10 protein-coding genes are annotated in these 12,978 nt (G+C 43.9%); 3 read left to right on the forward strand and 7 right to left on the reverse strand.

The genetic code is table 11. The features are described 5' to 3' along the window. Positions 1–234: hypothetical protein (locus tag VNM22_17685; GenBank protein HWP48992.1), on the reverse strand; the 234-nt coding region annotated here is incomplete at its 3' end. Between the two features lie 476 nt (positions 235–710). On the opposite strand from VNM22_17685, the gene VNM22_17690 reads away from it, so the two are divergent. Beyond that, positions 711–1,937 (forward strand): hypothetical protein, encoded by a 1,227-nt coding sequence (locus VNM22_17690; protein HWP48993.1) that lies wholly within the window; start codon positions 711–713, stop codon positions 1,935–1,937. An 11-nt stretch (positions 1,938–1,948) separates the two neighbouring features. On the opposite strand, the gene VNM22_17695 is transcribed toward VNM22_17690, so the two are convergent. Further along, positions 1,949–2,992: a radical SAM protein gene (locus VNM22_17695; GenBank protein ID HWP48994.1), complete on the reverse strand. Its 1,044-nt coding sequence runs from the start codon at positions 2,990–2,992 to the stop codon at positions 1,949–1,951. 152 nt (positions 2,993–3,144) lie between these two features. Beyond that, positions 3,145–3,822 (reverse strand): glycosyltransferase family 2 protein, encoded by a 678-nt coding sequence (locus VNM22_17700; GenBank protein HWP48995.1) that lies wholly within the window; start codon positions 3,820–3,822, stop codon positions 3,145–3,147. A gap of 378 nt (positions 3,823–4,200) precedes the next feature. On the opposite strand from VNM22_17700, the gene VNM22_17705 reads away from it, so the two are divergent. Continuing rightward, on the forward strand, positions 4,201–6,750 hold the full coding sequence (locus VNM22_17705; GenBank protein HWP48996.1) for a hypothetical protein: 2,550 nt from the start codon (positions 4,201–4,203) through the stop codon (positions 6,748–6,750). Between the two features lie 143 nt (positions 6,751–6,893). Here VNM22_17705 and VNM22_17710 read toward each other — a convergent pair whose 3' ends face one another. The 4 genes from VNM22_17710 to corA form a co-directional block, all read right to left on the reverse strand. Continuing rightward, on the reverse strand, positions 6,894–7,427 hold the full coding sequence (locus VNM22_17710; protein HWP48997.1) for a CBS domain-containing protein: 534 nt from the start codon (positions 7,425–7,427) through the stop codon (positions 6,894–6,896). 65 nt (positions 7,428–7,492) lie between these two features. Further along, entirely contained in the window at positions 7,493–8,536 is a 1,044-nt protein-coding gene (locus VNM22_17715; GenBank protein ID HWP48998.1) for a 2-oxoacid:ferredoxin oxidoreductase subunit beta, read from the reverse strand. Between the two features lie 175 nt (positions 8,537–8,711). Next, positions 8,712–10,541 (reverse strand): 2-oxoacid:acceptor oxidoreductase subunit alpha, encoded by a 1,830-nt coding sequence (locus VNM22_17720; protein ID HWP48999.1) that lies wholly within the window; start codon positions 10,539–10,541, stop codon positions 8,712–8,714. 216 nt (positions 10,542–10,757) lie between these two features. Continuing rightward, positions 10,758–11,753, reverse strand: a complete 996-nt coding sequence (gene corA, locus VNM22_17725; protein HWP49000.1) for a magnesium/cobalt transporter CorA — start codon at positions 11,751–11,753, stop codon at positions 10,758–10,760. Positions 11,754–11,896: 143 nt separating this feature from the next. Between corA and VNM22_17730 the strand changes: the two genes are divergently transcribed. Then, positions 11,897–12,937 carry a hydroxyacid dehydrogenase gene (locus tag VNM22_17730; GenBank protein HWP49001.1) on the forward strand — a complete coding sequence of 347 codons (1,041 nt, stop codon included), beginning with the start codon at positions 11,897–11,899 and terminating at the stop codon, positions 12,935–12,937. Positions 12,938–12,978 lie beyond the last annotated feature (41 nt).

A 12,978-nucleotide genomic window follows, 5' to 3' on the forward strand; every position in this document is an offset into this window, starting at 1 on the left:
AGGGATGCGTTGGAGGATTTCCGGTATGGACAGGCCGGTTACCAGCATTTTTCCGTTGAAGAGTCGCATGACTTTGTGGGGAGCTTCTCCCACTGCGTCTACGATGGTGACGCTGTGGCCGGCTCTCTTCAAACTGGAAGCCACATAGGCTAAGCCCAGGGGGGGAGTTAAGGATCGTGTACTGGCATAGTAGGACACCAGAGTAGGTGGACGGACCAATGTGATGTGGGGCATACTCTTTTCTCCTTTAGTCGGTTATGGGATGTTATCCCATAGCCTGACACCCAAGGTTTTAATTAACTTGAGTTTTTCGTTTGGATAAGGTCTCATCTTGACATTTACTTCTACGATGAAAACATTAAAACTAAGTAGTTAGTAAAGGAGGGAGGCAGGGGAATAGAAGGGGCAGAAAAAGAATTTTACCTGGAATTCTTTTGTTTAATTCTCCTGTCTTCCCCTTAACTATCTTATTTTTGAAGGCTTAAAAAATCAGCCTTTTTTAAGCTTTGAAATTTTACCTGAAAGTATAAAAAGATCCTGTTAAAAATGTCAACAAAAAATAAATTTTCCCTGAAATTCTCCTCTATTTAATTTTTAAATTTTGCTTTAATAGCTTTTATTTTTAATAGATTAGGAGGGAATCGGTCTTTCCAAATTTTGAAATTCTCCCTGAAAAGGTGGGGAGGAAATAGGGGAGCAGGACTATAGATATGGACCAGACTCTCTTAAGGTATGTAAAGATTGCCTGTTATGGAATGGAGAAAGAAGATCCGCTGATATCCTGGTTACAACAAACAGGTTATCCGATTACGGTGGTCTCGGATAGGTTGACCTTACTCAGTTTCAATGAGCAGATGAAAGAGGTTTATTTGGTAGTAATCAAAGATCAGATCGATCTGCATGAAGATTTGGAGGTTCTGGGTCTTCCGGTTCTTTTGATTTTATCCCAGAAACCTCCTCAGTCCGATTTCCCGCCTTTCCTGGAGAATTCCATCTTTGATTTTATGTTTCTTCGGGGAGGCCCTTCGGATTTAGAGGAATTGCACTATCGCTTAACACGGCTGGTGGAGCAAAGTCGGGCTCTTTCCATTTCCGACGAATATCATTTTGATTTCTTGACCCGGACTTTTCGACATAAAGATCGGGATATTCTTCCGGGTAGAGGGAACCGGCTATATATGGCAATTGCCGTTCTGCGGATGCTGGTTCGAAACCGTGGAAAAGCCATCAGTAAGGAAGCTATTCGTCAATATCTGGGACCTCGTGCACCGCTACTGGCCATTATCAATGATCTACGGGTAGCCCTTCAAGATTATGACAGTGTTTATCTCCAGAAAACTTTTATTCAGTATAGCCGGGAAAATGGAACTTATACCTTCACCGGGCATGTATTATTTCCACAGAAGAAAGCTCTCGACGAAAACATTCGACGATTGGTAGAGGAAGCCCTGGTTAAAACCCTGCGTTCCCTTCCAATACGGCGGAAGTTAAAATATGTATTGGGAAAACTCAAGTATATTTTAATGACGGATCGGGCCGGGTTGTTCTGCTTTTCCAGGGAAAACAGGAAGTTGTGCCAGTTTATCGGAGACTATCGTATTTCCCAGCCGTCAAAGCGGTATGATCAGGTAGAAATAGATTTAGGTTCCTCTAACCTTTCGCCCAAGCTGGATGCACTTTATCGATACTTGTTGGAACCCAAGGATTTAAACTCTAATTTTTATGTAGCCTGTGAGATTCCACAGTGTGGAGCCGATTGTTGCATCTATGTAGGTCGTTCTAGAGAATATGAAATTTATCTGTTGGTAGATGATCTTACCCGATCACGTACTTTTAATCCCATTGATTTAAAATACTGTCGAGATATTCTCAGGCTAAGCAGCGTGCAGAAATTACTCAGCCAACTCTTAGTTCAGTGGGAGAGTGAAAAGAAATAGGCCTATCCTGATCATTCCCTTCGGAATAAAGAGCCTAAAATGCTTTGATAAGCTTCGCAGGGGGTCCAACACTGGGGACATTTATACTCCCAGATTTCCTTCTGGAGTTTTTGACACTTCTCAGAATTCCAGATTCGCGATAGATCATACCCGTTCTCTCGAATATCCCCTACCACGCGACTATACATCCCGCAGGGATAGACTTTACCAAAGGGATCCAGAAAGCAAGAGGATTTTAAAGAATGGCACCGAATCGGAGTTTTTCCGGTTTGAAGGTAGCTTTCTACCCGCTTTAAATATTCCCTCTCTAAAAAGGAAACCGGGTTAGTCGGCATACCTCGATGCCGTAGGTATTTTTTAACTTCTGTAATCAATTTTTCCTGATTTCCCTGATAGGGATCTTGATCCTCATTACTATAATAGTGTCCAGATACATGGGCGATATTAACGTGAAAATCCTCATAGGTAAGCCAGTCACACTCTCGCTTCGCCGCCTGAAAGGCTACTTCAATCTGATCGGCGTTGTAGGCGGATAAGGTCATCCCTAAAACCGTCTTGACTCCTGGAATCCCATGAAGTTGCTTAAAGGTTTCTATCTGGCGCTTCCAACCTCCTTTGATTCCCCGAACTTCATCATTAACCGTTTCATCTCCATCCATACTGACGGTAATGATCAGCTTTGGAGGTTTCCAGCCCATGATCTTTTCCACCGACGAGACAATTTTATCCGTTAAGTAACCGTTTGTTGGAAAGTGCAATAAGAGTAAGTTCTGACAGTTGGATAAAACTGCTTCCACAATACCCAGAAAATCCTTCCTCAGAAACACCTCTCCGCCGGTTAGATCTACCCATGAAAATTGGTTGGAGTTACGAAAGAACTGCTGAATTTCTTTTAACGAAAGCTCATTTACAGGCTTCTTTTGCCAGATATTGCAGGTCTTACAACGATAATTACACCAATATGTCAGAGCATAGGTGAGCTTATAGGGAAAGTCTAATCTCTTTAGGTTGGATACCAAGATATTTTTTGCAAGGGCTAGATAAGGTGATAACACGATGTTAAATGTCTCTTTATAACTTATCAGCTACAAAGGCACTGAAATCTCGGAAGACTAATCCTAGAAGATGGAGAAAAGCACTATTTTTTCATCCTGGCTACTTTTACCGCCCTTGATCTTCCTACCTTCAGGTCTTTATCGCTGAGAAGTTAAAAAATATTTTTGATCAAACTCCAGATGTATCGATACCATACTTTTCTCAACACAATAACCGATTTTCCATAACGTCTTGCATATTCATGGGTGGGAACCTCACCGACCCGGTACCCTTTTTTCAGACATTTCATGGTCATTTCCTGCTCAATGGTAGTAATGTTTTCCTTAAGATTCAAGGCCCTGGCCACTTCGGTTCGGATAGCTCGAAATCCATTCTGGCTATCCGTTAAGCGGACATTCCACCGGTAATTGATGGCTATTAAAATGAGATCGGCTCCAACCATTCGGAGAAGTTTCTGAATATCCCCGTGTAATTCATCGCTTCCTCCTCGTCCCCGGGAACCCACGACCAAATCGGCCTCATCGTCTAAGATAGGTTGGACCAGCCGGGGAATATCATTGGGATCATGGGACCCATCGGCATCTAGAAAAACCAGAATATCACTATCAACTTGTTGAATGGCCGTGCGGATCCCATCCCCTTTTCCTTTACCATGGTCCAGGAGAACCCGCGCTCCTTCCCTTTCGGCAATGACTCGGGTGTTATCGGTGGAATGCCCATCGACCACCACCACTTCGTCAACAAGCGGTTTGGTATTTCGGATGATTTCCCCGATGGTTTTCTCTTCATTTCGGGCCAGAATAACTGCGCAAATGCGTTTTTGCTGCATAAGTCAACCCCTTTCCAAGTTCCCATCCTAAAAACATTGTCTAACTTAATCCGCCTATTTCCTTTTATTTAACAGGATTCCTTTAACATGAGAGTAATTTAGTCAATGCTCTAAAAGAAGTCAAGAATTATCCGTGGGTTGGATCTTCTCTTTCTATAAAATTTTGATGGGGATTCTAAAACTTAAATATCCTGACTTTTTTAAGTTATTGAAAATCAAAGTGCTTAAACTATTCGGGTCAGAAGAAACAGAGAAAATTTCATGGGGAATTTCTTTTTCTGTTGACAGAGGATTTCTTCGATAATACTTTCTGCATGACAGATACCAGGTGTGGGACCGGGTTAGAAAGCCAATCGGTTAGGTTATAAGGAGTAAGACATGAAGTTGCTTTCTCATAAGGCTTTTTTAAAGCTTATTAATGCTCTCATCATTTTAGAATTTTCAGGCCTGTTGGTTCGTCATTTTATAGGTCCTATCTCTTTTAAATTTGTAGGATTTAAATTCAGCCTGACCAATTATGAAAAACCCCTTTTAATTATTACCGGGTTATGGATTCTCCGGCAGATCCTTGTTTACTTTCCTTTCCGAAAACTCCAGAAAACCCTCACCGGCAAAGGATATACCTACTATCTGGGAATCCTCATTATCTCCGCAGCCACTCTCCTGTTGGAAATTACCATGACCCGTATCTTTGCGGTTATTTTTTTCAATCAATTTGCTTTTCTGATTATCAGTACCGCACTGTTTGGCTTCGGGTTCAGTGGGGTTGTGCTCTCCATATCGCGACGCATTCATACCTATACTTTAGATAAATTTTTAACCTTTTTATCTTTAGCCTTTGGAGTCGGTACCCTGATAACCCTCAAAGTCGTAGTGGATGTACCTTTAAGATTTAGTGCTATTTCTCAAGAGCCTATTCAACTCTTTTATTTGACCGTTTATTATTTGGCCCTGGGAACTCCCTTCTTCTTCTCGGGAATGATCATAGCCCTGCTTCTCTCCCATCTGCCGAAGCAGGTAAATACCTTGTACTTCTATGATTTATTGGGAGCCGGGATCGGATGCTTTATTATGGTGTTATTGATTTCTAAACTGGGAGGATCTGGAACGGTCATTTTCTCTGCCCTGATGGGCTTTGCCGGCGCCATTTTTTTTAGTTTTTATACCCATAAAAAGTTCATTTTCCTGAGCTGTCTTTTTTTAGTTGCCGGTGCCTTTCTCCTTCCCTATGCAGATAAATATTTCGAGATTCAGGTCCATGAGATCAAACGAACCTTTAATTTCGATGTAAAGACAGGTAAAGTCGAATTCACACGCTGGAGTGCGGTATCTCGTGTAGATGTGGCCGATATGTTCCCTTACAAGATTATATGGATTAATGGAGGTACGAACACCGCTTATATGGTTCCTTATCGTGAAGGTGCCCCCCTACCGTCTCCCTCTGCATTGGCGCCTGTAGTTTATCGGCTCAAGAAGAACTTTGATATCCTTATTGTAGGTCCGGCAGGCGGTGCAGAAGTGCTAGAGGCCCTTTCCTACGGATCTAACTCCATAATCGGTGTGGAATTAGATCCCATCATTACAGATATTGTTCAGAACGAGTACAAAGCCTTCATAGGGAATATTTATGGCCGACCCAATGTAAAGCTTATCAATGATGAAGGGAGAAGCTACATAAGTCGAAGCAGGGAAAAGTTCGATATTATTCAACAGATTAATAATGCCTCCCCCATTGCCATTGCTTCAGGGGCTCTTAATCTTTCGGAAAGCTATTTACTGACGGTAGAAGCCTTTCATGCTTACCTGGATCACCTCAAGGAGGATGGTTACCTTTACATCCGTCGTCAGGGTGCCATACGCCTGGCCTCGGTGGCTGCCCAAACCCTTCGAGAAAGGGGTATTACAAATCCACAAGATTATATGGTAATTATCTCGGAAGGGTCTCCTATTCGGGAAGGATTTTGTTTGAAGAAAAGCCCTATTACCCCGGAAGAGATTGAAAAGTTTCAGAAGTATGTGGAGGGTTTTCCCAATTACAAAATGCTGTATGATCCTTCCATGAAACAGGATGATAATCTTTATTACCACATCATATCCAGGGAGAACGGCTGGAAAGACTACTTAGATGTGGGTTTTAATCTTTCTCCAGCTACAGACGATCGACCTTTTTTCAACCATTTCAAAAGGTTTGCCTCTTTTAAGCTATCGGATCAATTACCCGAGCCTTTAGAAGTCCTGGTGGGGGGAGGGCGTATCGAGTCGGATACCGTGCTTTTGATTATCCTGGCCGAAGCCGCTATTTTATCGGTCCTTTTTATTATCCTGCCCCTTTATTTATTCAATCGAGCAGGACTCAGAACCCGGGACAAAGGAAAATTTCTCATCTACTTCTTTTCCCTGGGTCTCGGTTTTATTCTGATAGAAATCAGCCTGATACAAAAATTTACCCTGTTTATTGGTTATCCGGCTCACTCCATAACCGCTGTTCTATTCTCCATCCTTGTTTCGGCAGGTATAGGGAGTTATCTTTCTGGCAGGTTTGTGACCCATATTCCCAGGGCCTTAACTTTCATTATCCTCGGCATTACCCTTCAGCTTATTGTTCAATTAATGTTTACCGTAACCCTCTTTGAAACCTTTCTGGGGCAGCCTCTGGCCATAAGGATTTTAATCTCTATTGCTGTGATCATGCCACTGGGACTTTTATTGGGGATGCCTTTCCCGCTGGGAATTAGGATGGTAGACCATATAGCTCCTAAATTGATTCCCTGGGTTTGGGGGATTAACGGTTATGCTACCGTCATCGGTTCTGTGCTGTGTGTCATTTTGGCTCTTGTCTTCGGATTTAAAGTGGTATTAATTCTGGCCGGAGTTATTTATTTACTGGGTCTTCTGGCCTTTTTAAGTATTGGAGCCGAAAAAAGTTAGTTTTTACCCCTGGTCGACGCCAACATAGAGGAAAGGAGTATTTCCTGACTTCGCTTCCCAGGTCTAAACTTGAACTTAAAGGTCTGGAGGCCGGGTCCTTATTCCCCGTTTCGTAGGGAAAAGATCTTTTATAAGGCCGGGCTTTAAGCTCCTTCCCGTTCCGTAGTGATCCGTATAGGGTTAGGGGGTAGATTTAAAACTTCTTCAGAGAAATGATCTACCAGGTAATCGACGATATCCTTTACTGAGACAATCCCAACAGGCTTATGGGCCTCATCTACCAGAGGGATATGGCGGAATCCCCCGATATGCATACGATTCAATGCGAAGGCAATCATATCATCCGGCTGGAGACAATCCGGGTTTCGGGTCATCAACGTCTCGATGGGAGTGGTGGACAGGTCTAGAGGGGTTCCAACAATTTTCATCAGTACATCCCGTTCTGTGAAGATGCCGGTCAATTTCCCATTTCTTACCACCAGCATACACCCAATCCGGTTTTTCTTCATCAAATCCAGGGCCTGGGCAACAGAACTCCCCTCTTCCAGGAGGATGGGTTTGTGCAGAGGGAGATTTCGGATAGGGACTTTGATCGTGCTTTCATCGAGGACCTTAGGGGTACTTCCAGATTCTTCATACATTTGCCTGATTTCGTCATCGATAATCTCACGATCCATAATCACAGCGTATAGGAAGGTCGGAGTATGGGAGTTCTCCCATACTCCTGGACTCCTACCTCACTTTATTCTGGAATTACCCAGGTATTTCCACCGGTAAGAAGGGCGTCCAGGTCTCCTTCTCCAAGCTGTTTTTTAGCGTTCAGGATCTGTTCTGTCATCTCCATATCGTAAGTCGGACGCTGTACACAACGGAATACCCCAACCGGTGTTGGGAATCCGGGATGATCCGGCAGATGGCTCAAAATATAAGCCAGTGTAGGTTCCTGGGCCGTTTCATCATGAACTAAAAGGTCATCTAAGGCATAACCGTCTTTTAAAGAGACCACCCGGGGTTTTAAGCCTTCCAGCTTAATCCCCTTATCCCGGTTTTTTCCAAATACCAGGGGCTTTCCATGTTCCAGGTAAAGGACATTATCATCCTTTACATCCTTTTCGGTCAGATGGGAAAAGGCTCCATCGTTAAAGATATTACAGTTCTGATAGATTTCTATGAAAGCAGTCCCCTTATGACGGGCCGCACGCCGTATCATTTCTTGAAGATGCTTGGGGTCTCGATCTATGGTACGGGCCACAAAAGTTCCTTCAGCCCCTAAAGCTACCGAGATAGGATTGAAAGGATGGTCGATGGAACCGAAGGGTGTAGAGTATGTCTTCTTTCCGTATTCCGAGGTTGGAGAATACTGACCCTTGGTTAATCCATAAATTTTATTGTTGAACAACAGGATCTTGACATCTACGTTGCGACGTAGGATATGAATAAGGTGATTTCCTCCGATACTCAATCCATCACCATCCCCGGTAGCGATCCATACCGATAGATCCTGGTTAATACATTTTACACCTGTAGCAATGGCGGGAGCCCGGCCATGGATTCCATGAAAACCATATGTATTCATGTAGTAGGGGAATCGACTGGAACAGCCTATTCCGGCGACAAAAACATAATTTTCCCGTTTGATACCCAATTCCGGCAGGACTCTTTGAACCTGCGCTAAAATGGAATAATCCCCACAACCCGGGCACCAACGTACATCCTGATCCGATTCAAAATCTTTTTTGGTTAAGGGAGGTGGATTTCCGTTATCGGTTGTTTTGACAGTACTCATAGAAATGTAATTTTTAACCACGAAGATACTAAGACTTAACCATCACCCTCCCCCGTTCCTTCTCTCCGGAGTAAGCCTGTCGAACCCGTGGAAACTGTAGGAGCGAGGGTCTGAGGTAAAGAGGATTTTGGACTTTCCTTTGGGTCTTTGTATCTTGGTGGTTGAATCTTTTCAGTCATCCTTTAAGGAGTTCTTTGATCTTTTTCTCAATTTCTCCCGGGGTAAAAGGCAAGCCCTGGACTTTGCTAAAGGAAATAATCGGGACGAGGTATTCTGCCCGCAGCACCTTGGCCAACTGACCCAGATTCATTTCAGGAAGAAGGACTTTATTGAAACGCTTGAGGATATTTCCCAGATCCGGGGGAAGTGGATTAAGATATCTTAAATGAACATTGGAAACCAACAGTCCTTCTGCCTGGCATCGTTCAACGGCTGTGAGAATAGAGCCAAAGGTACTCCCCCAGCCTACCACCAACAAATCTCCTTCCGGTTGTCCATAGATCCGGGTAGGAGGAATTTCCTGGGCGATACGGGCTACCTTCTCCGCACGGAGTTTAACCATCAGCTCATGGTTCTCAGGTTCATAGTTTACGTTTCCTGTAATGTGCTGCTTTTCAAGTCCTCCGATTCGATGTTCCAATCCAGGGGTCCCAGGAATAGCCCAGGGTCTTGCCAGGGTATTCTCATCCCGCAGGTAAGGATAAAAGCCGTTTGGATCGGTACGAAACCTGACTTTAATTTCAGGCAGGTCTTTCGAATTGGGAATTAACCAGGGTTCTGCACCGTTAGCCAGGTAACCATCTGACAGGAAGAAAACCGGAGTCATGTACTTCAAGGCGATGCGACAGGCCTCATAGACGGTATAGAAGCAGTCTCCTGGGGTTGCTGCAGCTAAGACAGGTACCGGGGCTTCACTGTTACGTCCATACAAAGCTTGAAGCAGATCGGCCTGTTCTGTTTTTGTGGGAAGACCTGTACTGGGACCTCCTCGTTGAATATCGCAGATCACAAGGGGCAATTCGACCATAACGGCCAGACCAATAGCCTCTGTTTTGAGGGCCACGCCAGGGCCACTTGTACTGGTAACGCCCAGTGCACCGGCAAATGAAGCTCCAATTGCTGCACAAATACCTGCAATTTCATCCTCCGCCTGGAATGTTCGGACTCCATAATTTTTATAACCGGCAAGCTGATGAAGAATCGTACTGGCCGGAGTAATGGGATAACTTCCCAGAAACAAAGGCAGTCCACTCTTTTTGGAAGCAGCTACCAGTCCTAAAGCGGTCGCTTCATTTCCCGAAATATTCCGATATTTACCAGGTTTTAGCTTGGCAGGTTTTACTTCATATCGGGTTGTAAAAACTTCGGTGGTTTCCCCAAAATGGTAACCGGCCTTTAAAGCCCGTAAATTAGCTTCTAAAATCAATGGTTTTTTGGCAAACTTGGTTTTGAGCCATTCTATAGTCGGCTCCATCTTTCGGTTGTATATCCAGTATAAAAGTCCTAAGGCAAAGAAATTCTTACAACGTTCGGCATCCTTAACCGGTAAACCCAAATCCTTCAAGGCTTCCAGCGTCATCTTGGAAAGGGGTAAAGCATGGACTTCGTAACCGGCCAGGGAACCATCTTCCAGGGGATTAGACTTATAATTGGCAAGCTTTAAGTTTTTCTCATCGAAATCATCACTATTCACAATAATCATCCCACCGGGCTTAAGTTCATCTAAATTGACCTTTAAAGCTGCCGGATTCATGGCTACTAATACATCCGGTGAATCTCCCGGTGTGTGGATATCAAAGCTACTAAAGTGGAGTTGAAAACCACTGACGCCATATAGGGTTCCGGCAGGGGCTCGAATCTCCGCAGGAAAATCCGGTAATGTGCTCAAATCATTTCCCATGAGAGCAGTCGTGTCTGTAAATTGCATTCCCGTCAGTTGCATCCCATCACCGGAATCCCCGGCAAACCGTACGGTCACTTCATCAAGTTGGACCTTATTAGCCATAATCGATTTTAACACTCCTTTTTGTGAAAATGGGGTCACTCTACGCCTACGCCATCCCCTGATAGGGATGACGCGCAGTGCTTGCGGCCGAGAATAAAAATTCAAAGTATTCCATCTTAAACTTAAAGTCTAAAGTCCCTTCTTGTCAAGGTGTATCTTGGTCGAGGCAAGATCCCAGGAACTACCTTTCCTGTGACCCGGGTCTCGCCCTTTCCTTCACATCCAATGTTTCCATTTCATCCATAAGAACATCCCTACAGGCACTACGATAAAGGAAACCAGGGTTAAACTGAAAACCAGATTACTTTTTATGGGGAGACCTTCAAAATTCATTCCAAACACCCCGGCTATAAAATTTAAAGGAAGGAAAATGGTAGAAACAACCGTCAGGCGCTTCATGACTTCATTAAGGTTATTAGAAACTGAAGAAAGATAGGCATCCAGGGTGGCCGAAAGGAGATCTCGCTGCATCTCGAGAAATTCATAAATCCTTACCGTGTGGTCATAAATGTCCCGAAAATATACAAGATGATCTTCTTGAATTTGAGGTATTCCTCGATTAAGAATTTTATTAAATACATCCCGCATAGGTCCTACGGCTTTTCTGAGGAATACCAGTTTTCGTCGGACCTGAAAGATCTGATCCAGAAAGGTTTTATTGGGAACCAGGGTCGCCTTCCGTTCCAGTTTATCGATCATCTCATCCAGTTGTTCCAGAACCGGAAAGAGCTGGTCGATCACCTGATCAGCAAGGGTATAAAAAAGAAAATCGACTCCTTTCTTAAGGATTTCTGCAGCATAAAGGGGCTTCTCCCAGAGCCTGGAAAGGGCCGGAATAATTTGAGATTCCACCGAGATAAGATAATTTTCCCCGAGGAACAGATGGAGCTCTTTGATTCTAAGACGATTCTTTCTGAATTTAATGGCGAATAAAACCAGGAAAATATATCCTTCATACTGATCCAGTTTTGCCCGCTGATTCTGGTGACGGCAATCCTCCAGGGTTAAGGGATGAAAATGGAAAATTTCTTCCAATTGACAAAGTTCTTCTTCAGAAGGTTGGATCCATCGCCCCCAGAGGATCACATCCTTCTTGGAAAGGAAATCTTTAACTTCTTCCAGGGAAGGGGTATGGAATCGATGGGTATCTTTAAAGAAAATGGTGAGTTGGATCATAACTTTTAGCTTATCGTAAAAGCTGTTTTCGATCAAGAAAAATTATCATTGACTTCTCAGGGTTTCGGTATAAAATGACCGCATAGTTTATTAACTCTTTGGTTCATAGAGCATTCCGATGGCACTAAATTAGGTCTTCCCCTAACTTACTGCCAGCGGAGTTATCCGGATATTGAACGATGAAAGATAAATTTAGAGTGGGTCTTACCCGGGATTTTCTTACAGACGACGGGAGGTTAGTTTTTGAAGATATCGGTTTGAGCCTATTGGATGAGCAACCCCATATCGAATACACTTTTTTTAAAGAACATTTTCCCGAGATTCAACCGGATCAGATTCGGGGATTAGATGGAATTATTGTATTGGCCCCTCGGGTGACCCGGAATACCTTAAAGGGAGCCGATCGACTGGTGGTCATTGCGCGATTTGGAGTCGGTTACGAATCTGTGGATTTAGATGCCTGCACCGACCACAATGTGGCTATATTTACAACCCCTGGAGCGGTGGAAAGACCTATGGCCGGGGGGATTATGGCCTTTTTATTGGCCCTTTCCCGAAAGATGTTGATTAAAGATCGATTGATTCGATCTGGGCGTTGGAAGGATAAAATTTTCCATATGGGAATAGAATTTATTGGAAGAACGCTGGGATCGGTCGGAATAGGAAACATTGGAAGTGAGATGTTTCGTCTGGCTAAACCCTTTGGATTTGGGAGATTCCTTGCCTACGATCCTTATGTAACCAGAGAAAAAGCTGAAGCCTTAGGGGTTGAGTTGGTAAACGATTTAGACACTATCTTTCGGGAATCAGATTTTGTAACGGTCAATTGCCCTCTAACCAAAGAAACTGCCAGAATGATAGGAGAGCGTCAATTCCGCCTGATGAAAAAGACGGCCTATTTTGTTAATACGGCACGGGGAGGCATCGTAGATCAAAAAGCCCTGACCAGAGCCCTCACCGAGGGATGGATAGCCGGGGCCGGAATAGATGTCTTTGAGCAAGAACCTGTAGATCCCGATGATCCTCTACTCAAACTGGACAACGTCATTGTAACCGCCCACTGTATTGGATGGACCCATGAAGCTTTCCGGGATATAGGACGTATGGACTGTATGGGCATTGTCAAAGCCTCTCGAGGTGAGATACCCGATCATGTGGTTAATAAGGCAGTGCTTCAAAAGAAGGAATTCCTGGATAAACTGGCACAGTATAAGAAATAACCAAGGAGGTGGAAGACTTATTTAACTTACTTTTGAAGAAG

The organism is Candidatus Limnocylindrales bacterium (assembly GCA_035559535.1).
Classification (GTDB): domain Bacteria; phylum Moduliflexota; class Moduliflexia; order Moduliflexales; family JAUQPW01; genus JAUQPW01.

Excerpts from the sequence above, each read along its gene's own strand:
- VNM22_17730 (HWP49001.1), top strand. The coding sequence starts at position 11,897 with ATGAAAGATAAATTTAGAGTGGGTCTTACCCGGGATTTTCTTACAGAC.
- VNM22_17710 (HWP48997.1), bottom strand. The coding sequence starts at position 7,427 with ATGGATCGTGAGATTATCGATGACGAAATCAGGCAAATGTATGAAGAA.
- VNM22_17700 (HWP48995.1), bottom strand. The coding sequence starts at position 3,822 with ATGCAGCAAAAACGCATTTGCGCAGTTATTCTGGCCCGAAATGAAGAG.
- VNM22_17705 (HWP48996.1), top strand. The coding sequence starts at position 4,201 with ATGAAGTTGCTTTCTCATAAGGCTTTTTTAAAGCTTATTAATGCTCTC.
- VNM22_17720 (HWP48999.1), bottom strand. The coding sequence starts at position 10,541 with ATGGCTAATAAGGTCCAACTTGATGAAGTGACCGTACGGTTTGCCGGG.
- VNM22_17715 (HWP48998.1), bottom strand. The coding sequence starts at position 8,536 with ATGAGTACTGTCAAAACAACCGATAACGGAAATCCACCTCCCTTAACC.
- VNM22_17690 (HWP48993.1), top strand. The coding sequence starts at position 711 with ATGGACCAGACTCTCTTAAGGTATGTAAAGATTGCCTGTTATGGAATG.